Source organism: Mesorhizobium sp. M0663 (assembly GCF_040320585.1).
Classification (GTDB): Bacteria; Pseudomonadota; Alphaproteobacteria; order Rhizobiales; family Rhizobiaceae; genus Mesorhizobium.
The window spans coordinates 15,388-38,918 of the sequence record NZ_JAMYPX010000023.1 but is presented as its reverse complement, the minus strand read 5'-3'; the positions used below and the strand labels follow the sequence as shown (position 1 = coordinate 38,918).

26 protein-coding genes and 1 pseudogene are annotated in these 23,531 nt (G+C 61.2%); 18 read left to right on the top strand and 9 right to left on the bottom strand.

Annotated elements, in window-relative coordinates:
• Nucleotides 1-121: 121 nt before the first annotated feature.
• On the bottom strand, nucleotides 122-373 hold the full coding sequence (locus NKI54_RS27750) for a DUF982 domain-containing protein (RefSeq protein WP_352692774.1): 252 nt from the start codon (nucleotides 371-373) through the stop codon (nucleotides 122-124).
• A gap of 1,004 nt (nucleotides 374-1,377) precedes the next feature.
• Between NKI54_RS27750 and NKI54_RS27745 the strand changes: the two genes are divergently transcribed.
• Nucleotides 1,378-2,094, top strand: a complete 717-nt coding sequence (locus NKI54_RS27745; protein WP_502898256.1) for a pentapeptide repeat-containing protein — start codon at nucleotides 1,378-1,380, stop codon at nucleotides 2,092-2,094.
• A gap of 339 nt (nucleotides 2,095-2,433) precedes the next feature.
• Here the strand turns inward: NKI54_RS27745 and NKI54_RS27740 are convergent, their stop codons facing one another.
• Nucleotides 2,434-2,670, bottom strand: a complete 237-nt coding sequence (locus NKI54_RS27740) for a helix-turn-helix domain-containing protein (protein ID WP_352692848.1) — start codon at nucleotides 2,668-2,670, stop codon at nucleotides 2,434-2,436.
• Between the two features lie 277 nt (nucleotides 2,671-2,947).
• Here NKI54_RS27740 and NKI54_RS27735 point away from each other — a divergent pair, with 277 nt between their 5' ends.
• From NKI54_RS27735 to NKI54_RS36535, 3 genes and pseudogenes are all read left to right on the top strand, one after another.
• Nucleotides 2,948-3,559 (top strand): hypothetical protein, encoded by a 612-nt coding sequence (locus tag NKI54_RS27735; protein WP_352692772.1) that lies wholly within the window; start codon nucleotides 2,948-2,950, stop codon nucleotides 3,557-3,559.
• On the top strand, nucleotides 3,556-3,759 hold the full coding sequence (locus NKI54_RS27730; RefSeq protein WP_352692771.1) for a hypothetical protein: 204 nt from the start codon (nucleotides 3,556-3,558) through the stop codon (nucleotides 3,757-3,759). Before NKI54_RS27735 ends, NKI54_RS27730 begins: the two co-directional genes overlap by 4 nt.
• Before the next feature lie 40 nt (nucleotides 3,760-3,799).
• A pseudogene (locus tag NKI54_RS36535) lies at nucleotides 3,800-3,958 on the top strand (Y4oE-related protein); the annotation flags it as partial.
• Nucleotides 3,959-4,155: 197 nt separating this feature from the next.
• Here the strand turns inward: NKI54_RS36535 and NKI54_RS27725 are convergent.
• Nucleotides 4,156-4,407 (bottom strand): toxin-antitoxin system HicB family antitoxin, encoded by a 252-nt coding sequence (locus NKI54_RS27725; RefSeq protein WP_352474558.1) that lies wholly within the window; start codon nucleotides 4,405-4,407, stop codon nucleotides 4,156-4,158.
• Nucleotides 4,404-4,832 carry a putative toxin-antitoxin system toxin component, PIN family gene (locus NKI54_RS27720; protein ID WP_352692770.1) on the bottom strand — a complete coding sequence of 143 codons (429 nt, stop codon included), beginning with the start codon at nucleotides 4,830-4,832 and terminating at the stop codon, nucleotides 4,404-4,406. Before NKI54_RS27720 ends, NKI54_RS27725 begins: the two co-directional genes overlap by 4 nt.
• A gap of 444 nt (nucleotides 4,833-5,276) precedes the next feature.
• Here NKI54_RS27720 and NKI54_RS27715 point away from each other — a divergent pair, with 444 nt between their 5' ends.
• Both NKI54_RS27715 and NKI54_RS27710 read left to right on the top strand, forming a co-directional pair.
• Nucleotides 5,277-5,801, top strand: a complete 525-nt coding sequence (locus NKI54_RS27715) for a recombinase family protein (RefSeq protein WP_352692769.1) — start codon at nucleotides 5,277-5,279, stop codon at nucleotides 5,799-5,801.
• Nucleotides 5,758-6,951 carry a recombinase family protein gene (locus NKI54_RS27710; protein WP_352692768.1) on the top strand — a complete coding sequence of 398 codons (1,194 nt, stop codon included), beginning with the start codon at nucleotides 5,758-5,760 and terminating at the stop codon, nucleotides 6,949-6,951. Before NKI54_RS27715 ends, NKI54_RS27710 begins: the two co-directional genes overlap by 44 nt.
• A gap of 57 nt (nucleotides 6,952-7,008) precedes the next feature.
• Here the strand turns inward: NKI54_RS27710 and NKI54_RS27705 are convergent, their stop codons facing one another.
• Nucleotides 7,009-7,911: a LysR substrate-binding domain-containing protein gene (locus tag NKI54_RS27705; RefSeq protein WP_352692767.1), complete on the bottom strand. Its 903-nt coding sequence runs from the start codon at nucleotides 7,909-7,911 to the stop codon at nucleotides 7,009-7,011.
• A gap of 100 nt (nucleotides 7,912-8,011) precedes the next feature.
• Here NKI54_RS27705 and NKI54_RS27700 point away from each other — a divergent pair, with 100 nt between their 5' ends.
• The 11 genes from NKI54_RS27700 (at nucleotide 8,012) to NKI54_RS27650 (ending at nucleotide 17,634) form a co-directional block, all read left to right on the top strand.
• On the top strand, nucleotides 8,012-9,226 hold the full coding sequence (locus tag NKI54_RS27700) for a trans-sulfuration enzyme family protein (RefSeq protein ID WP_352692766.1): 1,215 nt from the start codon (nucleotides 8,012-8,014) through the stop codon (nucleotides 9,224-9,226).
• Nucleotides 9,227-9,292: 66 nt separating this feature from the next.
• Nucleotides 9,293-10,849 carry an ABC transporter substrate-binding protein gene (locus tag NKI54_RS27695; RefSeq protein ID WP_352692765.1) on the top strand — a complete coding sequence of 519 codons (1,557 nt, stop codon included), beginning with the start codon at nucleotides 9,293-9,295 and terminating at the stop codon, nucleotides 10,847-10,849.
• Between the two features lie 9 nt (nucleotides 10,850-10,858).
• On the top strand, nucleotides 10,859-11,794 hold the full coding sequence (locus NKI54_RS27690) for an ABC transporter permease (protein WP_352692764.1): 936 nt from the start codon (nucleotides 10,859-10,861) through the stop codon (nucleotides 11,792-11,794).
• Between the two features lie 2 nt (nucleotides 11,795-11,796).
• A complete protein-coding gene (locus NKI54_RS27685; protein WP_023680719.1) occupies nucleotides 11,797-12,690 on the top strand; it encodes an ABC transporter permease in 894 nt (297 codons plus the stop codon).
• A complete protein-coding gene (locus NKI54_RS27680; RefSeq protein ID WP_352692763.1) occupies nucleotides 12,687-13,685 on the top strand; it encodes an ABC transporter ATP-binding protein in 999 nt (332 codons plus the stop codon). Before NKI54_RS27685 ends, NKI54_RS27680 begins: the two co-directional genes overlap by 4 nt.
• Nucleotides 13,685-14,671 (top strand): ABC transporter ATP-binding protein, encoded by a 987-nt coding sequence (locus tag NKI54_RS27675; protein ID WP_352692762.1) that lies wholly within the window; start codon nucleotides 13,685-13,687, stop codon nucleotides 14,669-14,671. Before NKI54_RS27680 ends, NKI54_RS27675 begins: the two co-directional genes overlap by 1 nt.
• Before the next feature lie 297 nt (nucleotides 14,672-14,968).
• Nucleotides 14,969-15,307 (top strand): hypothetical protein, encoded by a 339-nt coding sequence (locus NKI54_RS27670; protein WP_023680722.1) that lies wholly within the window; start codon nucleotides 14,969-14,971, stop codon nucleotides 15,305-15,307.
• Nucleotides 15,308-15,365: 58 nt separating this feature from the next.
• Nucleotides 15,366-15,662 (top strand): ABC transporter permease family protein, encoded by a 297-nt coding sequence (locus NKI54_RS27665; RefSeq protein WP_023722500.1) that lies wholly within the window; start codon nucleotides 15,366-15,368, stop codon nucleotides 15,660-15,662.
• A gap of 30 nt (nucleotides 15,663-15,692) precedes the next feature.
• The gene (locus tag NKI54_RS27660; protein ID WP_352579534.1) at nucleotides 15,693-15,950 is read left to right on the top strand and encodes an ATP-binding cassette domain-containing protein; all 258 of its coding nucleotides are present in this window, start codon (nucleotides 15,693-15,695) and stop codon (nucleotides 15,948-15,950) included.
• Nucleotides 15,951-16,112: 162 nt separating this feature from the next.
• The gene (locus tag NKI54_RS27655) at nucleotides 16,113-16,667 is read left to right on the top strand and encodes an oligopeptide/dipeptide ABC transporter ATP-binding protein (protein ID WP_352692846.1); all 555 of its coding nucleotides are present in this window, start codon (nucleotides 16,113-16,115) and stop codon (nucleotides 16,665-16,667) included.
• Nucleotides 16,660-17,634: an oligopeptide/dipeptide ABC transporter ATP-binding protein gene (locus tag NKI54_RS27650; protein ID WP_352692761.1), complete on the top strand. Its 975-nt coding sequence runs from the start codon at nucleotides 16,660-16,662 to the stop codon at nucleotides 17,632-17,634. The genes NKI54_RS27655 and NKI54_RS27650 overlap by 8 nt, the downstream gene beginning before the upstream one ends.
• 210 nt (nucleotides 17,635-17,844) lie before the next feature.
• Here the strand turns inward: NKI54_RS27650 and NKI54_RS27645 are convergent, their stop codons facing one another.
• On the bottom strand, nucleotides 17,845-18,861 hold the full coding sequence (locus NKI54_RS27645; RefSeq protein WP_352692760.1) for a methyltransferase domain-containing protein: 1,017 nt from the start codon (nucleotides 18,859-18,861) through the stop codon (nucleotides 17,845-17,847).
• A gap of 56 nt (nucleotides 18,862-18,917) precedes the next feature.
• Between NKI54_RS27645 and NKI54_RS27640 the strand changes: the two genes are divergently transcribed.
• Complete coding sequence (locus NKI54_RS27640; protein ID WP_352692759.1) at nucleotides 18,918-19,508, top strand: TetR/AcrR family transcriptional regulator; 591 nt, start codon at nucleotides 18,918-18,920, stop codon at nucleotides 19,506-19,508.
• 151 nt (nucleotides 19,509-19,659) lie between these two features.
• On the opposite strand, the gene NKI54_RS27635 is transcribed toward NKI54_RS27640, so the two are convergent.
• The 3 genes from NKI54_RS27635 to NKI54_RS27625 form a co-directional block, all read right to left on the bottom strand.
• Nucleotides 19,660-21,105 (bottom strand): hypothetical protein, encoded by a 1,446-nt coding sequence (locus NKI54_RS27635; protein WP_352692758.1) that lies wholly within the window; start codon nucleotides 21,103-21,105, stop codon nucleotides 19,660-19,662.
• A 538-nt stretch (nucleotides 21,106-21,643) separates the two neighbouring features.
• Entirely contained in the window at nucleotides 21,644-22,393 is a 750-nt protein-coding gene (locus NKI54_RS27630; RefSeq protein WP_352836702.1) for an amino acid ABC transporter ATP-binding protein, read from the bottom strand.
• Nucleotides 22,394-22,437: 44 nt separating this feature from the next.
• Nucleotides 22,438-23,529 (bottom strand): amino acid ABC transporter permease, encoded by a 1,092-nt coding sequence (locus NKI54_RS27625; protein ID WP_352692756.1) that lies wholly within the window; start codon nucleotides 23,527-23,529, stop codon nucleotides 22,438-22,440.
• Between the last annotated feature and the right edge of the window lie 2 nt (nucleotides 23,530-23,531).

Below are 23,531 nucleotides of genomic sequence, written 5' to 3'. Positions count from 1 at the left end.
AGCCTTCTCGCGCAAGCATTCGGCGTCTCCGCATGATCGACGCACGATGTTTGCACAAATGTAATGGCCGCTGCAAGAGTGATGCACGATGGACAGTGGTGGGGCACGCGTTGACGAGATGTCAAGCAGTCAGGATTTTCGCTTCCTTGGCGGCGTTGAGAAATGCCACGCGCGCTATCTCCGGTGCGCTGCCGCCGCCGAGCACCTTCATGCACGCCATGCGAGCCTGGATGCGGCGCCCGGTTTCTCCAATGGGCCAGTGGTAAAGCAGCATTTCGGCGGCTTCGCGGGTGCTCGAAACACTGACTTTGCCGGAGGACAGCAAAACGGTCACGGGCTCTTCGAACGTGCCGACGTCTCGTTCGCAGGTCATATGCTGGTCTCCTTTCGCAATCTCCCCAAGACCTTACGGGTGAACCATCCGTTCCGTTGCGTCACGTTTGGCCCGGTGGGCGAACATTCTGTGAGGATGGGACCTCGTCCAGAGCGCGGGCTTGATCGCTGAGACTAGACTCGCCAACCCGTTGCGGTCCTCAAATAGCGAGAACCGTCCTTATCGTTACGAGCCCGCTATGCCTTGGTCAGTTGCCGGCGCTGATATCGGAAACGAAGCGCGGAAGGGCACTCTGCCGCCCAGAGTAACCGGCCTGCACGGTGAAGACGAGAAGGACGCTCTTCCAAGCGCGGAGTTCGAATCCTCCCTCACCGCCATAAGTCATTGTTTACATCAATAAAAATACAAGAATAGGTTGGGCGCCCGCCATAAAGCCCGCCTACCGAAAACGGGGTATTCGCGGCACGTCAGCTTACGACACAAATATACGGGGTTGATGGTTCGACCTGGTAGATGGCAGAGATCAACGTAGATGGCAGAGATCAACTTCGGCCTCGCTAAGCGAAGTCGTGGGGTTCATGCGACAGCGGAATCAGGATACGCGACGAGCACCCCGTGCGGGGTCAACCTCGCCGTCGGGAAGTACCGATCGGTGCGGAACCAAGCGGATTCACGCTTGTCGGCAGCGGACGCCGGCGGTGGCGATCAGCACCCGAGCAGGCTCCTCATTAGCGACACAAACGTCCAGAGCGGAGGCCAATCTTGGCACGCGACCGCGCCATCCTAACGACCGCTCTCCTCGGCTTAGTCAAGCATACCTGCGGAATGAAGCGCCTGGCCTGTGACAAATGAATCTCTGCTGGACCGCCGATGATATGGGGAGGCGCTCGCAAATCGCGCCCTACGCGCGGGTTGATCGGTTGATCAACATCAAAGCTTGAATATGAGAAATGCGCTAACTGTGACGGCGGTGGTCACCGTGGCTCGAGTGTCAGCAGATGTGGTAAGGTTGAGTATCGGCGAGTGGCAGAGGTCCAGCAACAATGACTTTGAGACGAACCAGAGCTCACGGCGCGTCCGGCTTGGTTCTAGCGGTTTGCACTGTGTTTGCTTGGCAGAACGCCACTGCTGCTCAGAATTGCGACGCAGCCGCGACGCCTGGCGTCAATTGGCACGAGTGTGACAAGAAGCTTCTCATGCTAGAAGGACAGGACCTGAGCGGGGCGAACCTGTTCGGTGTTGATTTCACTTCGACCGACCTCAGGAACAGCAATCTCCTTGCGGCAAATCTTGAGAAGGCAACGCTTGTGCGTGCTTCCCTGGCCGACTCGACCGCCAAAGGCGCCCGGTTCGACAGAATCGAGGCCTACAGGACCGACTTCAGCCGTATGGACGCGCAGGGCGCTGTGTTTGCGAGCGCGGAAATACAGCGCTCAAATTTCCAGGGCGCCAATCTGACCAATGTTGATTTCACAAAGGCAGAATTGGGGCGTGCGCAGTTCCATGACGCCGATATCAGCGGCAGCCGCTTCTCGTTTGCCAATCTCGCACGGGCGGACTTCCGAGGAGCGACGTTCACCGCGCCGATAGACTTTGACCGCGCCTTTTTCTTTCTGACCCGTATCGAGGGCGTCGATCTTTCCAATTCGGCGGGTCTGTCCCAGTGGCAGCTCAACATGGCTTGCGGAGACGCCCGGACCGAGTTGCCTTCTGGCTTGACGAGGCCTGAAGATTGGCCCTGTCAATTCCAGCAGGAATAGTTGTCGGCAAGCGAACTGTGCAATGCTGCACCCGACAGGATGAAACTGAGAACCCCTATGTCATCGTTTGCGCTATATAACTTTTGCGACAGCCGGGAGCGGATGAATGGAATCGGGCCGTATTTCTCCCACTACCCACGCGGTCCGAGGGGGCAGAAATGGGGCCGAGCAGACCGTCCGCTGCTAGGGTACCCAGCACGCGAGCGGACATGTGAGAGCTCGGTGCGAAGGTCCGGGATCAGGCCCATTGCGGACGTACGTCTTGGTTCGCCTGTTGGCGCTGAAGCGCCCATTTGGGCCGCTAGCCGCACATGTGCGGCGGCTCAAAAAAGCCGATTGTCATTCGCCAGCGGAACGCTGTGACAAGCGAACACCAGCGCCGCCACCGTTCTCTGGAATGAATTCGATCCCGGCCGCTTCGAAGACTGCACGAATTTCGGCGAGGGTTGAATTCTTTAGCTGTTCGCCTCTTTCCAACCGCGCGATGGTATCGGGAGATACGTTTGCCTTTAGGGCTAACTCTCGAGTTCCCCAGCCCAACGCGACACGTGCCATTTTGCACTGAACTGCATTCATTTCGTAACCGTGATACGATTCTTGTTGTAGCCGCTTTTTCAATATCGTACCGCTGATACGATTTTTTCGCTTGAAAGCGGCTGCTGTTGGTGTGCAACCACCCTCAGCAGCCTGACCACAACCCAAGCTGATAGGAGCTCGGATCGTGGCTGATTCCGACAATAGCATGACTCTGGCTTTCGTCACCCGCAGGCGAGTGCTTGCGGGAGGGATGATCACGTCCACCGCTTTGGTGCTTGAGAAAAGTGCGCTTGTCGGCAACACAGCGGCAACGAGTATGCTCCCCGACCCTGCGCTGGCGCTTTGGCGGGAATGGGAGACCGCCCACAAGCTGACCGAGCGGCTTTGCCGCAAGCAGCAGCGCCTGGAGGCGAGGCTTGTCTCGAGCGTCGGCTTTCCTTGTGCGACCGTCTGCGTGCCCGAGGGTGAGGACGTGGCGGTCCACTCGATCGAGGCGCTCAATGAAGTGCTCGGCGAGGGGCCGGATATGGCAGCTCTCCGCGAGAAGGCCGAAGCTGATTTTGCGGCACATCAGGCTCGCTGGGATGCAGCTGCCGAGGAGGCTGGTTACACCGCCGCGCTCAAGGCCGAGTGCGAGGCTGGCGACCGGGCACAGGATCTGCTGGAAGCGTTCTCAACGACCCCCGCTACGACTCTCGCCGGTGTGGCAGGCAAGCTCGATGCCGTGTTGCGCGAGGGCGAAGCCTGGGAGGAATGCTCCGTGTTCCCTTGGCCGCAAATCCGCTCGGCGCTCAGCGATCTGGTGCTCATCGCCGAGCAGACCGATGCCGGAACAGTTCATTCGCGGCGAGCAGCGTCGCAAGCTCGGCAAGCGGCGGGCTGGCTGCTGTTTCCGCGCCTGAAAGACGAAGAAGGAGGCGAGCTATGAAGCCCATCCAACCCAACTTCCGGCTTCAGCCGAGAACCCCTCAACTTGCGCGAAGCGTCTGCCTCACGTCACCCTTCAACCGCCAGGAATTGCCAGCACAGAGCACTCTTGCGGCATATCACCATCCGGCGGTGAGCGATCCCGATCTGCTGGATGCCTTCAACCGCGATGCCGCCGTGCACAAATGGACCGTGGCCTGAAGCTGCAGAGGCAGCGACAGCCCTGTGAGGAAAGACAGCCGCAACCGCAATCGCCTGGGGCGCCGTGTCGGCGCGTTGCGACGGGCGGACACAGGAGTATCGATTCTGGTTTCGGGTATTCGCCCATCTTCAAGCGGGTTCGCCCAATGCCGTGGCGGAAGCAGCGTCCGGCAAGGCTCGTCCAGACTCTTCCCGATAGATGGGGAGATTATGTCCGGCAAGAGAACTGCCCGCTTGTCGAGAGAACGCCGGACCGAAGCCAGCCCGTCAAGGCCAGAGCCGCATCGCTGTGGCGCGTGCTGCGCCAGCCTTGACTGGCAGTCTTCGGCCCGGCGGCCGCTTCGGACGCAGGCAAGGCTGCGATACGAACGATACCGCTCCACCCCTCAGGCTGGGTTACTCCGGCAGTTCGTCGCCCTTGATTGGCGCCTTCCCTTTGCCGGCCCGCTTCAGGATGTGCAGCGCCTTGGGGATGTCGGCACGGGCAGCGCGTTCCTGAAAGTAGCTTTCCGTGCGCAGCGCCGAAAGCTTCTCGGCGACTGCCACGTTAATGAACTGGTTGAGCGGCACGCCCTCGCTCTCCGCCACCTTGCGCGCCTCATCGAGAAGCGAGAGCTGAAGCCGCAGCGCGAAATTGCTTCTCCTCATGTCTTTCCCTCCAATCGTCTCAGCGCCTCGCCCGGCGACAGGACCAAGATACCGAAGCGCTCGGCCACTTTGCCGAAGTCGCGTAGGTTGAACGTCACTATAGCGTCCGCCCGTCCGTTTACCGCAGCTTCCAGCACCATGTCGTCGTCCGGGTCGCGCACGGCGGGTCGCCAGAGGAAGAGAAGGCGAACCGGCTCGGCGACGGCCGCCACGGCATCTAGCAACGCGTTCACATCCTCGGCCGACAGGCCGGAGGCCCCAAGGTGCTCGGGCCTTGTCATCACCGCCTGGTGCTCGATCATCAACGTCACCGAAGCGATGAGCGTCAGCCGGCGTTCCAAAGCTGCGACCAACAGTTGGCGCGAGGCGCCAGCGTCACTTCGGATCCCAGCCACCATGGTCGCCGTATCGAGAAGCAGTCTCATGCAGACATATTGGATATCGCGTGCGATATTGCAAGGGGGCCGAGCTTTTGGCAATTTAGTCTGCCTTCGGTATTCCAAATCGCAGCGCTTAAGTATTTGCACGCCACACTACGACGGCGCGACAACTGAACTTGTCTTGCTGATCCATCACGCCGCTCAATGCCCTCGATCTACACAGAAGAGCGGGCATGCCATGGTGGACGAGGCCAAACCTGGGAACGACAGTGCAAGCCACGACTACAGGGCTGACATGTCGGCACGAGACATGGCTGAACGAGCCGTCCTGTCGATCGCCCGCTTGTTGGGTCGGCGGGTTGCTCGGGAGCATTCGAGGAATTGCAGGCGGCCAACGGCAACAAAGTTCATCCTCTTGAGAAAACACCGTCAGAAGGGGAGGATGGGGACGGCGGCGGACAATAGCAACGAGAGGAAGAGGAGCGGTTCATGACCCGTGTCGCGCTGTACGCTCGTTACTCATCCGATAACCAGCGCGAAGCCTCTATCGAGGATCAGCTGCGGCTTTGCCGAGAGCGCGCGGCCAGGGAGAGGTGGACTGTCGTTGGGACCTATGCCGACGCCGCCGTATCCGGTGCAAGCATCATCCGTCGACCAGACATCCAGCGGCTTCTAGCCGATGCTCAAAGCGGGCAATTCGAGATCGTTCTAGCCGAGGCACTCGATCGCCTGTCACGCGACCAGGAAGACGTAGCCGGCCTCTTCAAGCGACTGCGCTTTGCCGGTGTCAGGATCGTCACTCTCTCTGAGGGTGCCGTAGACGAACTGCACGTGGGCCTCAAAGGAACTATGAACGCGTTGTTCCTGCGCGATCTTGCCGCCAAGATCAGGCGGGGCCAAAGCGGCCGCATATTGAACGGCTACAACGCCGGCGGCCTCTCCTACGGCTATCGCGTGGTCAAAAAGCTCGATGAAACGCGGCGAACCGATCCGCGGTCGGCGCGAGATCGATGAGGATCAAGCCAAGGTCGTGCGTCGGATTTTTCGGGAGTTCGCGGCTGGTCAATCGGCACGTACGATAGCTGGAAGCCTCAACAAGGAAGGTATCCCATCACCCTTTGGGGGTGCGTGGGGCGCCTCGACCATCAATGGCAATCTCAAGCGGAGAAGCGGCTTTCTCTACAACGAAGCCTATATCGGGCTGCTCGTCTTCAATCGTCTTCAAATGCGCAAGGATCCCGAGACTGGGAAGCGCATCTCGCGGCCGAATCTGCCGGAAACTTGGCAGGTCGTCGAAGTACCGCATCTGCGTATCATCGACGATGAGCTGTGGGATGCGGTGCAAGTCCGCAAGAAGCTTTATGGAGGCATGAAACTCCATCACCGCCGACGGCCGAAGCACATGTTCTCGGGGCTTGTGCGGTGCGGCTGCTGTGGCGCTTCGTATACGGTGAAGAACAGAGACCAGCTTGCTTGTGCCGCGCACCGTGAGAAAGGCACTTGTGCCAATAACAGGACGATCCGTGTTGGCGAGCGTGAGAAGCGTGTGCTGGAAGGCATCCAGCGGCGCTTGCTGGCGCCAGATGCCATTGCGGGCTTCCTTGCTGAATATCATGCTGAGCATAAGCGACTGAACGCCATGAACCGCGAGCGGCAAAGGGAAGTCGAAAGGCGGCATGCCGGCATCGACAGGCAGATCGCTAACATCGTCGATGCCATCGCTGACGGTGTCGCGACGACCAGCATGAAATCGAAGCTACTGGACCTCGAGCGCGAAAAGGAGAATCTAGCCCGAGAGCTTCAGGCGATGGCGGCCGCGGAAAGCATTGTGGAGTTTCATCCGGCTGCGGTAACGATTTACCGTCGGCAAGTATCCGAGCTCCAGGACGCGTTGCAATCCGACGAGTGTGAGCGGCACGAGGCGGCGAGGATCATCCGCTCACTGGTCACAGGGATCGAGATCATTCCGATGGAGGGTAGGGGACAGGTTGAGCTGAAAGTTCGCGGTGCACTGGCGGAGCTTCTCAACCTGCCAAATCGTAAACCAGGAACAACGCCTAGCGCTGCAGTGATGGTAGCGGGAGAGCGCTACCGCCTTCCCCACACTCATCGAACTCCCAGTTCCAATTTCGCTGCTGCGGCTGAGCGAGGCGCGCTATCCTAATTGCGGCCTGGCGGGTGACGGCATGGGGCCCAGAAGCCGACGTTCACGAAAGTGAAGTCAAGTTTGGACAGCCCCATCAATTTCCAATGCGATACGCATCAGCTGCTCGATAAACTCGCTAACTACTCTCGATGGACGTCGGTTGGGTGGCAACAACAGAAGGGTTCGGAAGGAGATTCCCGGGAGAAATGGACGGAGGCTGAGGTTTCCGTTGAGATAGGGAAGGGCAGTCAAAGGATTGACCATTCCGCATCCAAGCCCCGCATTGACCATCGAGCAGATGGTGGTGGAATAGGGGGTTTCTAGAACCACTTTGGGCTTGATGCCGTGATCAGCGAAGATGGCCTCTGCTTCCCGTCTCGTAGTGTCCTCCGGAGCCAACGCGATGAAGGCCTGCCCATGGAGATCGGCGGGACGGATCACTTCCCTCCCCTCTAGCGGATGGCCCTTGGGCATGGCGATCGCGACCCGGTAGTTCCGGAATGGGTGGGCTTCGACGCCCGCAAGATCGATCTCGTCCGCCGCCAGGCCGACGTCGAACTGGCCGGAGGCGACGAGTTCTTTGACTTCCGAGGATAGCCTTGCCTGAAAGGTGATCGCAACGTCAGGGTGACGGTGTTGAAATGCCTTTAATGCCTTTGGCATTACATTCGTACTTAATGCGGAGAGACTTGCGATCCGGATTTCCCCCGAACCGAAGTCGCGAATCCGCGCCGCGGCCCCTTTCAAATGGATGAGGCCGGAGAATGAGGTCTCCACTTCCCTGAAAAACAGGTTGCCTTCTGCCGTCGGCGACATCCGTCCTTTGATGCGGTGGAAGAGCGCGAAACCGATGTCGCGCTCCAGTTCTTGGACGGCCTTGCTCACCGCAGGTTGTGAGATGCGTAGTATCTCCGCGGCGCGTGAGGCGGTTCCAATCGTCATCACGGCGTGGAAGACCTCGATCTGGCGAAGATTCATGGCGCACCTATAACCTGAGAGAATAGCACATCCCGATCTTGATATTGGACGGAATAGGTTTTGTCATGCTGTAACTGTCTCGAACACATGAGGAGCAAGCATGAACGATCTCACCCAATGCGTTGTGACCCCCAAAGTCAAAACAGACGGCTTCGAGGCTCTGGGTGCAGCCGTCCATCGGGCTTCGACGATCGTATTCGCGGATGCCGCAGCCTACGCCACTCGCGGCCAGCGAGGGCCTGACGGCTATTCCTACGGCCTCTACGGCACCCCGACGACGCGTACACTGGAGCAAAAGATCACTCAGCTCGAGCAGGGTCACCGGACGCTTCTCGCGCCATCGGGCCAGGCCGCAAACGCAATCGCAATGCTCGCCGTCCTCAATGCCGGAGACAAGGTACTGGTGGCGGACACGGCCTATCCCCCGGTCCGTGATTTTGTGAACACCGATCTGGCAAAGTTTGGCGTCCGAGCGGAGTACTACGATCCCACTTCGCCCGAGGGGCTCGAACGTCGGATCGACGGGAACACGAAACTGGTGTGGTGCGAGTCCCCCGGTTCGACGACCATGGAAGTCCAGGATCTGCCGCGGATTGCCGAGATCGCGCATCGGCACGGCGCGCTCGTCGGATTCGACAACACCTGGGCGACCCCTCTTAACTTCAAGCCCCTCGTACATGGGGCCGACATCGTGACCGAAGCGCTCACCAAATATATCTCGGGCCATTCCGACGTGCTGATGGGGTCGATCACGGTGGCTTCCGAGCAGCTTTTCAACGCGCTCAAGGCGACTATGGGGCGCGCCGGGATCGGTGTTTCCCCCGACGACGCCTCTTTGGTGTTGCGGGGCATGGAGACTCTTGGCGTGCGAATGAAACACGCGCACGACGGCGCGACGGCGATGATCAACTGGTTCCGCGGCCACCCAGCCGTCGAGCGTGTGCTCTACCCCGCCCTGCCGTCTTGTCCCGGGCACGAATTCTGGAAGCGCGACTTCCTCGGCGCGAGCGGAGTGTTCAGCGTGGAATTGGTTCCCGAAGCACTGCCGCACGTGCCGGAGGCGCTCAATACGCTAGAGACGTTCGCCATCGGCGCCTCGTGGGGTGGGACACGCAGCCTCGTTGCCCCCATGCCCGTGAAGAGCAACCGCTCCGCGACGACCTGGAGTGGGCAGGACCTCCTTCTGCGGTTCAGCGTGGGGTTGGAATCGCACGACGATCTCATGGCCGATCTCGAGAAAATGTTGGCCCAAATCCAAGCACGGATCGACGACGAGCGGTTCGGCAAAGAAAACATCCGGCAATCAATGCTGTGAGTGAACACAAAAAGGGGAATGACAATGAACAACAACAACGAATTCATGCGAATAGATAGGCGCTCCTTGCTGGCGGACGTCTCAAAACTGCTGGGAGTTTCGGCGCTATCCTCCATCCTGCCGTCAATCGTTGCGGCATCAGAGGTTAAGGACACGCTTCGCATCGCGATCGCCAAGCCCGCCGGGGATATCAATCCTCACAAATACACCGGCCTGTGGGGCGTTCAGGACCTCGTTTTCGAGCCGCTGGTTAAATACGGCCATGACGGTAAGATCGAGCCAGGGCTGGCGACCGAATGGTCGGTCGAAGACGGGGGCAGGCTGCTTAAGCTCACGTTGCGCAAGGGCGTGACTTTCCACGACGGCACTCCGTTCGACGCCGCGGCGGTGGAATGGAACCTGAAGAGGTGGATCGGACTCGAAGCGAACAACTGGATGAATTCGTCCCGGCTTTACGCCGGAACGGACATCGTCGACGACGATCACGTCAACGTCCGGTTCAAGGAACCGGTCCTCGGCCTGCTCCAGGAGTTCGCTTACGTCCGGCCAGTCAGGCTCCTCAGCCCCAAGTCGGTCTCTGGGGACGGTAGCTATAAGGCACCCGTCGGCACGGGACCGTGGCATCAAGCGACTGCCGGGAATGAGGGCAGTGCCTTCGAGCGCTTCGACGCCTACTGGGGTGACAAACCCTCTTTCAAATATCTTGAGGTAAAAGTCCTTCCGGACTCGCGCGGCCGCATGGCAGCGTTGCGCGCGGGTGACGTGGATCTGATCGGCGGAGCGTTTGTGTCGCCTTTGACCGCAACGGAAGCAGAGACGCTGAAGGGAGCGGGCATCGACGTCGTCATCCATCCCGGCACCACCACAATGATTATGGCCTTCAACACTTCCCGCGTCGAAGCGCTGAGGGACCCGAAAGTCCGCAAGGCGATCAACCTCGGCATCGACCGGGCTGCGATCTCGCAAGTGCTTTACCGCGGTCTGGCGACCTCCACTGGCAACCTGTTCTCCGAAACCGTTCCGTATTCGGGGAAGCGCTTCGATGTGCCTAGGCGGGATACCGAGACCGCAAAGTCGCTGCTCGAGGAGGCAGGCTGGGTCGGGGGGCCTGTCAGGCAGAAGGACGGCAAGGACCTTGCCATTGAACTGGTCGTTAGCGAGGAGCAAGTACCGGGGTCCCGATCCGTCGCGGAAGTGATCCAGTCCGAGCTCCAGGAGATTGGCGTCACGCTCACGATCCGCTCGGTGGATCATGCGTCGCGGCACAGCGACATTCCGGAGCGCAAGTTCGATCTCGCTTTCTTCCAGACGTTCGGCGCGCCATACGAACCTTTCGGGACTGTGGTGGGCCTGTTCCTATCCACCTATGACAACGGCGTGGACGGCAAGCTCTTCATCGACCCCGAGCACCTCGATCCGTTGGTGCTCGCCGCGATGTCCGCGCCCGAAGGCGAGATGGAAGCAGCTCTACAGAAGGTCTATGACTGGCTGCACGACAACGACGCCATCGCGCCGCTGCTCTTCGTTCCGGGCATATGGGCGCATGCCGCTCGGGTGAAGGGCTTCCAGAGCCCCGCGACCGAGTACGACATGCCCTACGAGAATATCACACTGGCGGAGTAGGATACGGCCGTGTTCGCCTTCATCGCTAAAAGGGCCCGCAACGCAGTCTTGTTGCTGTTTCTGGCGTCCGTTCTATGCTTCGCGCTCGTGGTATCCGCTCCGGGCAACGTGGCGATACTCATCGCCGAGCTGCGGACGCCGACGGCCACCAAAGCCGATATCGCCAAGGTCGAGGAGGAATTGGGGCTCAACAAGCCGCTTCTCGAACGCTACGGCTTCTGGCTGAACGGAGCGATCCACGGCGACTTCGGCATTTCCTACAAGACGGGCGAGGCGGTCGGCGCGTCCCTCAAGAGCCGCCTTGCCGCGACCGCCACCCTCGTTGCGGGCGGAGCGGTCGTGGCTTTCTTGCTGAGCCTGTTCGTCGGCTTCGTAGGCGCGCTCTGGGCACATAGGGCGCCAGACGTGGTCACCCGAGGGAGCGCTCTTCTGGGCGCTTCGACTCCGTCCTTCTTCGTCGGAGCACTGCTGGTCTACGCCTTTTCGGTCACGTGGCACGTCTTTCCGACCTTCGGGTTTGCCGGACCCGTCAGTTGGGTGCTTCCATGGCTCACTCTGGGATTTCTTCCCGCAGCAGTTCTGAGCCGCGTCGTCCGAGTTGGCTTCGAGGCGGCGATGGCCAAACCCTATGTCCTAACGGCCATGAGCAAAGGACTGTCAAGGACGAGTATTCTGGTTCGCGACGCGATCCCGAACATCGCGCCGACGTACTTGAACGCCTTGGGAACGCAGATCGGGACGATGGTCGTGGGCGCGGTCGTTGTCGAACCTCTGTTCGCTTGGCAGGGCATCGGCGACCTCTTCCTGACCGGGGTGAGATTCCGCGACTTCATGGTCGTGCAGGCCTGCCTTCTGGTCTTCATCACGTTCTTCATCATCCTGAACGTCGTGGTCGACATCTGCATTACGCTGACCGATCCGCGCCTTAGACTTCAAAGGAGCTGAACATGCAGCCAGTCAGACCACTCCTGAAGGCCATTGGCGCCTTCCCGCGCTCGGCGGTATTTACTATCGGCGCGTTCGTTCTGTTGGGACTGCTCGCACCCTACATCGCGCCACATGATCCCAATGCGCAAGACCTGCTGATCGCTGGCCAGGGCCCGACGCTCGCCCATCCCTTCGGAGTCGACCATCTCGGGCGCGATACATTGAGCAGGTTGATTGTGGCGGCTCGGACGTCGCTGGTCGGAGTCTGTCTCGTCCTTGTGTGCGCGCACGCCATCGGCATCGCCATCGGCACGATTGCCGGATACCGGCGGGGCTGGACGGACGAACTGCTGATGCGCATCGTTGACGTCGGCCAGGCAATCCCCAGCCTCATCGTCTCACTTGCGGTGATCGGCATTGCCGGAGTCAGCTACTGGAACATGATCCTCGCGCTCGCGCTCGCCTGGTGGCCGGGTAGCGCCCGCATTAGCCGGGCCGTGGCTGTCAACACCATGAACAAGCCCCACATGGAGGCCCTAAGAGTATTGGGCGCAAGTCCCGTTCGCATTTACTTTGTCCATCTTCTTCCCACGACGATCGGGGCGGTGCTCGTATATGCCACGGCCGACGCCGGAGCAGTCGCGCTCGCAATCGCAACGTTGAGCTTCCTCGGGCTGGGCATCCAGCCGCCGACGCCTGAATGGGGACAGATGTTGGTCGACGCGCTTCCATATCTCGAGTCCGATCCGCGCCAGGTCATCCTGCCGGGACTGACCCTGACTTTAGCTGTCATCGGATTCAACATCCTCGGTGAAGCGGTCGCCCTCAACAGAGTTCCGAAGCCGCTGACCTCCCGGATGCTCGCGGCCCGCCGCCGGGTAACCGCATTCTGGGCCAAGGAGGCACGGCCATGAGTTCTGAACCGATACTCCGCGTCAAAGATCTGACCATAGACCTGCTGACGGCGCATACCGTGGTCCGCCCAGTCGACGGAGTAGCCTATGAACTGAGCCGCCGAGAGACCCTCGCGATTGTGGGAGAAAGCGGTAGCGGCAAAACGGTCACCTGCTTTGCGCCTCTCGGCCTGATGCCCGTGGGCGTCCAGGCGGATATATCGGGCACCATTTTGTTCGACAGCCGCCAGCTCGTCGGATCGGACAATGAAACGCTTCGCAGCCTGCGCGGAAAATCCATTGGCTTCATTTTCCAGGACCCGATGAGCGCGCTCAATCCCGCCCGCCGGGTCGGACGGCAGATAGCCGAAGTAGCCGAGCTTCACCTCGGCATGACAGCAAGAGCTGCGGAAACCCGGGCGCTTGAACTTATCAAGATGGTCGGGATGTCCGACCCCGAAATACGCCTCAAGCAGTATCCCCATGAGCTTTCGGGCGGTCTCCGACAGCGTGTCATGATCGCAATCGCCATTGCCGCCGAGCCGACACTTCTCGTAGCCGACGAGCCGACCACCGCGCTCGACGTGACGGTCCAGGCGCAAATCCTCCGACTGCTGAAGGAAATCCAGTCCAGAATGGACATGGCCATGATCTTGATCACGCATGACATGGGTGTCGTGGCGGGCGCGGCCGACCGCGTAATGGTGATGTACGCGGGGCGCCACGTCGAAACCGGACCGACCGAGCGTGTACTCTCTCAGCCGCAGCATCCCTATACGATGGGCCTCATCGAGGCAATTCCGAGGAAACAGGACGCAATCGGATCGCGTTTCCGTGGATTGCCGGGCGTTCCGCCCATCCTTGGCGCGCCGATCACAGGGTGCGCTTTCATGGCCCGCTGCGGATATGCTGTGGATGCCTGCGGCGAGCGGCGACCGCCGTTCTTGCCGACGGCAGTTCCGGGTGTGTCAGCCGCCTGTCCCGTTCTGAATATTCGGGCGAAGGAGTGCGCATAATGAGCGCGGTACTCGAAGTCGAGCATCTGGTCACCAGCTTTCCAAGTGCCAAACGTGGCCAAACGATCAAAGCGGTAAACGACGTCTCAATCCACCTCAATCAAGGCGAGATCGTCGGCTTGGTGGGGGAGTCTGGCTGCGGCAAGTCCACGCTCGGCCGTTCGATCGTCGGCTTGGAAAAACCCCAATCCGGACGTGTCGTTTTTGATGGCGTCGACCTCGGCTCCTTGAGTGGACGCCGTCTGCGGGAAGCGCGTCGGGCAGTTCAGTACGTGTTCCAGGACCCCTATGCATCGCTGAATGATCGCCAAACTGTGGGCGAAGCCATAAACGAAGCCCTCATCATTGCAGGTTTGCGTTCGCAAACGGAACGCGAGGGGAGGATCGCTGAGCTCCTCAACCAAGTCGGTCTGGCGACGACGGTCCGGGACAGATTCACCCGTGAACTCTCAGGCGGCCAGAGGCAACGCATCGCGATCGCGCGCTCGCTGGCCGTAGAGCCGCGGGTTTTAATCTGCGACGAACCGGTCAGCGCGCTAGACTTGTCTATACGGGCGCAGGTCATGAACCTATTCTTCGACCTCAGAGAGAAGCTCGGCGTGTCCTGCCTCTTCATCGCGCATGACCTCGCGCTTGTCAGGCAGGCGGCGAGCCGGGTCTACGTGATGTATCTCGGCAAGGTGGTGGAAAGCGGTAGCTCGGAAGAGGTCTACCGGAATCCGAGCCATCCCTACACCCAACTCCTTCTCGCGTCTGTCCCCGAGGCTGATCCTGCCACCGAACGTCGGCGCAACCCTCCGTTGATCACGGGCGAAATCCCAAGTCCGACGAATCCGCCCTCCGGCTGTTTCTTCAGGACGCGGTGTCCCCTTTCAGTGGAAGCTTGTGCGGAGGCTGAGCCTGTGTCGCAAGAAGTAAGCTCAATGCACAAGGCGGCGTGCAGGTTCGCCGGCGACCTATTCGCGAAACGGGTCTCGGCCGCATGATTAAACGTCAGATCTAGCTGAGCGTGCGGGACCTGATGCGTTGCGCATTCTGGTGGCGAAGCAGAGATTTGCGCTCCTTCCTTCCGGTACCGGGCCGGCAGTGAGTGGGAAAGCGCTCTGTCGGCAGCCCTGGTTACTCAGGCGGGCCGGGAGGATCCTCTTGCCGGTTATTATTCCGCTTCTTGTAGCGTTGGCTTAAGTGCCTGCCATTGCTCGTGAGACATGGTTGGCAGGTCACACTGGTTGCGAGTGGTCGAATAAGCCGTTATCATTCTGGGCGGCATCGTCTGCCAGATCGTGCAGCTGGTTGTCTCGATCCGCGACCGCGAGATGCTTCGTGTCACCGGCGATCCCTGGGACGGTCGCACACTGGAATGGTCCACGGCGTCGCCGCCGCCGGCCTGGAACTTTGCCGTCTTGCCGCATGTGGCCGAGCGCGACAGCTACTGGGTCGCGAAGCAACGCGCCAACGCACAGCAAGCTCAACCGGTGCCACCGCGCCCGTACGAGCCGATCGAAGTACCGAAGAACAGTCCAGTCGGGGTCGTCAACGCCTTCTTTGCCGTCGTCATTGGTTTCGCCCTGATCTGGCACATCTGGTGGATGGCCGGGCTGGGGCTGATCGGCACCTTTTGACGATCCTCATCTTCGCGTTTCGGGGTGAGGACCCGCCAGCGCCGATGCCGGCGCCCTCGTGCTGGCCATCGCGACGCTCAGCTTTCTGGGCCTGGGCGTTGCACCGCCGACGCCGGAATGGGGCCAGATGCTTGTCGACGGCATGAGCTACATCGAGGAGTTCCCGCGCCTCGTCGTCCTCCCTGGTCTAGCCCTGACGCTGGTTGTAGTCAGCTTCAACCTCTTGGGTGAAACATTTGCGCTGCAAAAGGTGCCGCGGCCGGTTCGCGGGGGAATGCTGCGCAAGCGCAAGCTGGCGCGGGCTCGCGAAGAGGCCGAGCGCGATGCCGTCGAAACGGGAACGGGTTCGACATGACGACGACAAGCCAATTTACGCGTCGAGAATTTGATCATCGATCTCTATGCAACTTCCGTATCCGTCCGGGCGGTCGATGGCGTCTCATTCAGCGTTCGGCCCGGCGAAACGGTGGCGGTCGTCGGGGAAAGCGGCTCGGGAAAAACGGTCATGACGCTCGGCCCTCTCGGCCTGCTGCCCGAAGGCGTGACTGTAGCGATGCGCGGGACGGCTCAGGCCGACGGGAGCGACCTGATCGGCTGGGGCCCAGGCAACTGTCCGAGCTTCGCGGCCGCTACTTTGGGGTGATCTTTCAGGATCCGATGAGCGCGCTCAATCCGATGCTGAAGATCGGCCCGCAACTGGCACGCCAGGCGCGCCGCTTCGCCGGCCTGTCGTACGAGGCTGCCCGCAGGCAAGCGGTGTCGCTGTTGGCGCGCTTAGGCATTCCCGACCCCGAGGACCGCTACCATTGCTATCCACGAAATGTCGGGTGGCATGCTGCAGCGCGCGATGATCGCGCTGGCGCTCGCGGCCCGACCGCACGTGCTGATCGCCGACGAGCCCACCACAGCACTGGACGCCACCGTCCAGGCACAGATCTTGGAGCTCATCCGCCAGATCCAGCGCGAGGAAGGCATTGCTGTGGTGCTGGTCACGCACGACATCGCCGTGGTCGCCTCCGTCGCCGACCGGGTCATCGTGCTCTATGCCGGGCAGGTAGCGGAACAGGGAATCGCCATGGACGTCCTGACGCGGCCCGTTCACCCCTATACGCGCGGGCTGCTTGCATCGGTGCCGGACTTTCGGTCCGACGAAAGGGCGACGACCCGCGAGATACCGGGCCTGCCGCCAAGCCAGATCAGGCTGGAACCGGGTTGCCGTTTCGCCGACCGCTGCGAACTGGTCGAACCAGGTTGCCGAAAACACCGTCCGCCGCTGCAGTCGATATCGGTCTCGGCAAATCCGCATCGCGTGGCCTGCCCGGTCGTGATCAGGCGAGAGGGGATTGCAGTTCATGTCTGATCCCGCCGCAATCGAGGTCAGGGGGTTGAAGGTTCATTTCCAGAACCGCGAGGGAACGGGCGCGGTCCGGGCGGTCGACGGCATCGATCTGAGCATTCCGCGCGGAGCCTTCCACGGCATCGTCGGCGAGTCAGGCTGCGGAAAGACGACGCTCGCCCGCACCATCGTCGGCCTGCAGAAGGAGAGCGAAGGCACGGTCCTGATCGCCGGCAGAAACCGCGCCGAATGGTTGAAGTCAGACAGGAAGTCGTTCAGCCGGGAGGTCCAGTTCGTCTTCCTGGGTTCGATGAGCCGGCGGCAGACTGTCTGCCAGGCGCTTGAGGAACCACTGCAAATCCATCGCCTCGGTTCCTCCGCCGAGCGACCCCGGCGCATCGCCGAGCTTCTGGACCTGGTCGCGCTGCCCCAAACCGTGCTCGACCGCCTGCCGCGCTCGCTTTCCGGCCGCCAGCGCCAGCGCGTTTCGATCGCCCGTGCGCTTGCCTTGAAACCATCGATCCTGCTTTGCGACGAGCCGCTGAGCGCGCTCGATGTCTCGATCCGGGCGCAGATCGTCAATCTGTTCACATCGCTGCAAAGACAGCTCGGCCTTACCATCGTGATTGTCGCGCATGACCTCGCAATCGTGCGCGAAGTCTGTTCGGACGTGACTGTGATGTATCTCGGCCGCATCGCCGAAGCTGGCGTGGCACGGCCGCTGTTTCGCGAACCCGCCCATCCGTACAGCCAGGCGCTGCTGTCCGCAGTTCCTTCGCCTGACCCGCGCATTGAGGCCGACCGCCGCCGCATCATCCTCGCAGGCGACCCGCCGAGCCCGAGCAATCCACCGCCGGGCTGCCGGTTCAACACGCGCTGTCCGGTGGCGATGGATATCTGCCAGTTGGACGAGCCCCAACTGCGTCCCGTTCCTCATAGCGGCGTCGCCGCCTGCCATCTGGCTGAGAGTGATCACCGCCCGGTGATCTGACAACGAATGGCAGTTGGTCTTCCGAGAATAACGTTAAGCGCCGTCTGCCGGCGTCTGATCTCGCTGCGACGGGATTAGATTGGCCTACCACCACCCTCGCACGGCGGGGAGGCCGGAGCGGACGCGCGATTCGCGCCGGGTGTGAAAAAGGTGAACTCCTGCGTGTCCAACAAGCCGTAGCGAGACGCGATGTCGTAATAGCAAGCGGCCTCAACGCTGGCGGCGGCCTCTGCTCCACCGATGCAGGCCACCGAGAAATCCGATCTTGAAGATTACGAAAAGGGCCACGAGTGCGATCACTGTGTAAGAGATCGGATTTGAGGCGTCGCTTAGACCGCGCCACGATAGCCACCAGGGCGCGCCTGCGTGCATGGCGATCAGCACGACGATGCCTAGCACTAGGCCTATGGTGTGCAGGTGGCTCATGGCTGCAGGCCGTGCCGGGCCTGAGGGTTCTTCCGTGCCGAGAGCGACAAACCTGTCGCGAATACGGGCGACGTCGGCGGCCGCCGTGGCTAGCACGAACTGCAGGTTCTTCGTGCCAACCGCGCCGCTAGCGACGATGTTGAGACCCGAGTCCCGGAATTCCGTTATGATGTCGTCGACTGTGCTGACGCCGTGACGGTGGAAACGATCGATGAAGCCTCCATCCTGTGGCGCTTGCACGAAGTCGACGGCGAGTACGCGACCGGATGGCTTCAGGACTCTGTGTATCTCATGAGCCATCTGATTACGTCCATCGCCAGAAAGATGATGGAGCATCAGCGTCGTCGTTACGACATCGAATTCGGCATCCCGGAACGGTAATGCCTGGGCGGCGGCCTTTTCAAAGGTGACCTTCAGACCGACTCTTCGAGCCTTCGCACCCGCCCTGGTGATCATTTCCGGTGACGCATCGATCCCGTGCACGGTGCCCGTCGGCCCGACCTGCTGCTTGGCAAGTATAGCGAGCGTTCCCGTCCCGCACCCTATATCGAGGACGGACTCTCCAGGTTCGAGCTGCGTCAACCGGAGGATCTTTTCGCGAAAGGCGCGTTCGCGGCCTAAGGTGAACAGCCAAGTCATCAGATCGTAGCGTGCTGCCCAATGTATGACGCGGCCGGGGGCGCCGGCTCCGCTGTTGTTATGCCCATGTTTTCTCATCAGAGACTCCTTGGCCACTCTCGCCGGTTGATGGACATCATGTTCGGAAACTGACATGGTATCCGGGAACGCGTCAACGACCATTCGCGGCAGAATGTCCGGTACCGCACGGTCCTCTGCCATCTGAACGGAAAAAGCTCATGGGAACGGAAAAGACGATAGACCGCCGTGTCGCCCGGACCCGGTCGACTCTTCACCATGCGCTGATCACTTTGATCCTGAGAAAGGGATATGAAGCAATTACCGTCGAGGACATCTGCAATGAGGCAAACATCGGCCGATCGACCTTTTACGCGCACTTCACCAGCAAGGACGACCTCAAGCGCAGCGGCCTGGACGATCATCTGCGCGCCATGCTGGTCGAACGCCAGCGGCATGCGGTTGCAGCGCCAGGCGAGCTGAAAGATCGCAGCTTGGGGTTCGTGCTCGGTATGTTCGAGCACGCGCGTGAACATATAGATCTCTACCGAGCTCTGGCCGGGGGCCGCGGTGGGACTATTGTGCTCGGCAGCATCCGCGAGATTCTATGCGATCTCGTGCGCGCGGAGCTTGCCGCAAACAAGGACAGGAAGCTTCCCGATGTCGTGCCGAACGAACTGATCGTCCAGTTCGTCGTGGGTGCCTTTCTGTCGGTGCTGATCTGGTGGCTCGACGGCGGCGCCAAATTGCCGCCGCAACAAGTCGACCAGATCTTCCGGCGTCTGGCCACCGAGGGCGTCCCGTCGGCTTAGATATCAGGCCGAAGAACTGTGAAGCAGTCAGTTGCACTGCCGGCGTTGCCGATTCACCAACCACCGGCTTTGTTCGACGCATGTCCTTGAGGTCGCGATACACCGCCGTGAGGTCTGTCGACCAACGCCTCCGATACGTGGCTTGCGGCCGTCAGACGGCCGTCGGCGTGGACAGCAGCCACAGCCCGAAAACCGTATATCCGACCATAAAAACGGTCAGCGGAAATTGGCTGAGCGCCGCGCGGCTGCGCGCCGGATGCAAACGGAACGCCAGCCCATGCGCGACCAGAACGGCAAGTATATGGCCGCCGATGATCGCCGCCGCCTGAAAGTTCCAGATGATCCACGCTGCATCGGAGCCCATGATCACTCCCGCCCCGACATTCATGTGCGCCGTGCCGAATAGGTTCCATCCCCGATCAAACGGATCCGAAATAGCGACGATCGCATTCTGGCCGTTCACCAGGAGGGCCGTCAGATAGTGGGAAAAATGATAGGCGAGCGCGATCGGGACGATCGACCAGACAAGGAGCCCGACCGCTTTTCCGAAAGAGATGCTCCCGGCCAACCGCTCACCGACAAACACTGCGGCGAAGAACACGGCGACAAGTGCGATAAACATCAGCACAAGACCGGCGCTGTTGATTCCGACTAATGCCGAGCGCCCCGGAAATTCGAGCGGATTGACACCATTCGCGCCCAGCCAAGAGAAGGTCTTCGACAGACCGTCGAAGGACACCGAGCTCAACGTCAGCAACAGAAAGAGCATACCGCTCGCCGGTAAGGCTTGCGCGCTCCACAATTTCGCTCCAGGCCAGCAGAGTGAGAGGGCGCGCCCCCCGCTTGGGTGGTCCGGCGTCGTTTCGACGATGGCGAAGCGTGACACCATGCGGAAGAACGCGGACAGAAACTCGCCGCGCCGGCTCCAGCCTTCGTAGCCGAAGATGATCATGCAGACGAAGGTCGAGAGCCAGTAGGCCATGAGAGCGAACGCAAGCCGCGCCGGATCTTCGGGCGCCGGATAGATCAGCTCGAACCAGGCGAAGCTTGCAAACAAAATCAACGCCGGCCAGTAAGCCAGTCCTTGTGGCATTGTGCGATCGCGGAATGCCGGGAAGACGCTGGAGAAAATGCGCCACGGCCCGTACCACGGGTTTGTCCACGACCAAACATTGCCGAATACGCCCTGAAGCAATGTCAGTCCGACCCAGACCAGCGTCCACACCGTTAGCGGAAGTGGATTCGACAGCGGATCTCGGCTGCCGAGAATTCCCGCCGCCACGAGTATGGCGAGAACCGCGAAGGCGAGCGTGCTGATCCAAATGCGCGCGGCGTCGCCGAATTGACCAATTGGCAGGCGGGATGCCGAAATGCGTTCGAGCAGCCTGGGCGGGAGGACAGCCAGAACCAGAAAACTCGCGGCTACGGCCACCGCCCCGCCCACGACATAATATCCGGTCGGCAGGAGCATGACATAGCCGCGCTCGGAAGCATGGGCAAAGGCTGGGGTTGTGAAATGCGGCACGAGGGCAGCAGCTGATAATGCGATGCCCAACGCTCTCGCAGAGATGCTTTTATGTTCGCTGTCCGCCGCCATCCATCCGTCTTGCCACATGGCATTTGCGAAGGAAAGCGGACTACTGCTCGCGCAAGTGGAGGTGCCAAAGTGGGTGCCCGACTTCGTGCTAGCCCCCAAAGTCCGCTTGGTGAACAGGCCATATGATGCAGCTACGACTTCGAGTCGAGAGTTGCGTTGTGGACGACGTTCTCGTCCTCTGCCCTCTGCTGCAATACGTGGCAGCTGTGCCTGCGCCGGCCGGCGGCGCATTATCTTCGAAACAGGACCGGAGCGCCCACCGCCAGGATCGTCGACGTGCAGAAGTTGTGGGCCGAACATCTACCAATGGCCGGAACTCGCGGCGCTGTCGATCCTGTTTCGCGAACGCCTGGTGTATTCCTTCGAGAGTCGGCCGCGCTTGTTCGACATTATCTCGCGCAGCATCGAAGGCGTCGCCGGCCTGATCCTGGGCCGGCGTCGCGGTCTGGCAGGTCGCTGCGCGCTGACCAGGCCCCGGATGGATTTCTGATTTGCGTCTGCCCATCCGGCCGGCGCATGGGCTGGCGGGAGAGGTTCGCTAGTTCAGGATCTGGGCAAGAAACAGTTTGCTGCGCTGGTGACGCGGATGCGAGAAGAATTCGGAGGGCGTGTTCATCTCGACGATCTCGCCCTGGTCCATGAAGACGACGCGGTCGGCGACCTGGCGGGCAAATCCCATCTCGTGCGTGACGCACAGCATCGTCATGCCATCGTCGGCCAGCGCGACCATGGTGTCGAGCACTTCCTTGACCATTTCAGGATCGAGGGCGGAGGTCGGTTCGTCGAAGAGCATTATCTTCGGGCTCATACAGAGCGCACGGGCGATGGCGACGCGCTGCTGCTGGCCGCCGGACAACTGGCCGGGATATTTATGCGCCTGGTCCGGGATCTTCACCCGCTCCAGATAGTGCATGGCGGTCTGCTCGGCTTGCCCGCGCCGCATCCTGCGCACCCAGATCGGCGCCAGTGTCAGGTTTTCCAGAATGGTCAAATGCGGGAACAGGTTGAAGTGCTGGAACACCATGCCGATGTCACTGCGGATTACGTCGATCTGCTTCAAATCGTTGCTGAGTTCGACGCCTTCGACGACGATCTGCCCCTGCTGATGCTCCTCCAGCCGGTTGATGCAGCGGATCATCGTCGACTTGCCCGAGCCGGACGGACCGCAGATCACCAGCTTCTCGCCGCGATGGACGGTCAGGTTGATGTTCTTCAGCACATGGAAGTTTCCGTACCACTTATTCATGCCGGTCATTTGGATAGCAGGCGGAGCGCTGGGATCGGGCATGGACGGAACGCGCCTTGGGGCGGACGATAACATCAAGGCATTTCCTAGTGAGCGGTCGGGCCGCGCCGCTCCAGGAAGTCGGCGAAGCGGGCGAATGAGAAGGAGAGCGCGAAGAAGATCGCCCCGATAAACAGGAACGTCTCGGCCGCCGGCGACGGCCAGTCCGGGTCTGCCAGCGCCGCCTTACCGGAGCTGATCAGGTCGAACAGGCCGACCACCAGGACCAGGCTGGTGTTCTTGATCATGACGATGATGGTGTTGGCCAGCGCCGGGATCGCCACCTGGATCGCCTGCGGCAGGATGACGAGATATTGCGTGCGCCAGAAGGGCAGGCCGAGCGCCGCCGCGGCCTCGTACTGGCCATTCGGGATGGCCTGCAGGCCGCCGCGGATCACCTCGGCGAGATAAGCCGCGGCGAAGATGGTGAGGGCGACCAGCGCGCGCACGAACTTGTCAGGCAAGAGGGCCTCGGGCAGGAACAGCGGCATCATGATCGATGCCACGAACAGGATGGACAAGAGCGGTAGTCCGCGCACCGATTCTATCAGGACCACAGCGCCGATGCGTATCATGGGCATGGTCGAGCGCCTGGCCAGCGCCAGGAGGATGCCGACGGGGAAGGCGACGCCGATGGCAACGACGGTGAGGATGAGTGTCACCGGCAGGCCGCCCCAGGACGAGGTCGGAACCTCGGCTAGGCCGAAACCGCCGGCCATCAGCCAGAAGATCAACACGAGCGCCGCCATCCAGAGCGCTGCCAGCCGCGGCGCCCAGCTGGCGGGCCGCACCGACCAGGCAAGCAGCGCCAGGATAAGCACGCAGACGATGGCGGGGCGCCAGCGTTCGTCGAGCGGATAGATGCCGAACAGCAACTGCCCGGACTTGGCGTAGATGAAGCTCCAGCAGGCTCCGGTGGCCACCCGGCAGGCGCTTGGATTGGGATCGAACAGCACGGCGTCGATTACCAGCCAGCGCAGCATCGGCGGTACCGTGGCGACGAGCAGAACGCCGAACAACAGCGTCAGGACGGCATTGAGTGGCGTGCCGAACAGGAGCTTGGCGGACCGCCGCAAGGCGCCGAAGCGGATCTGTCCTGGCATTGGCTCGGCCGGAAGGGGAAGAGACAGGGCCTTCATGG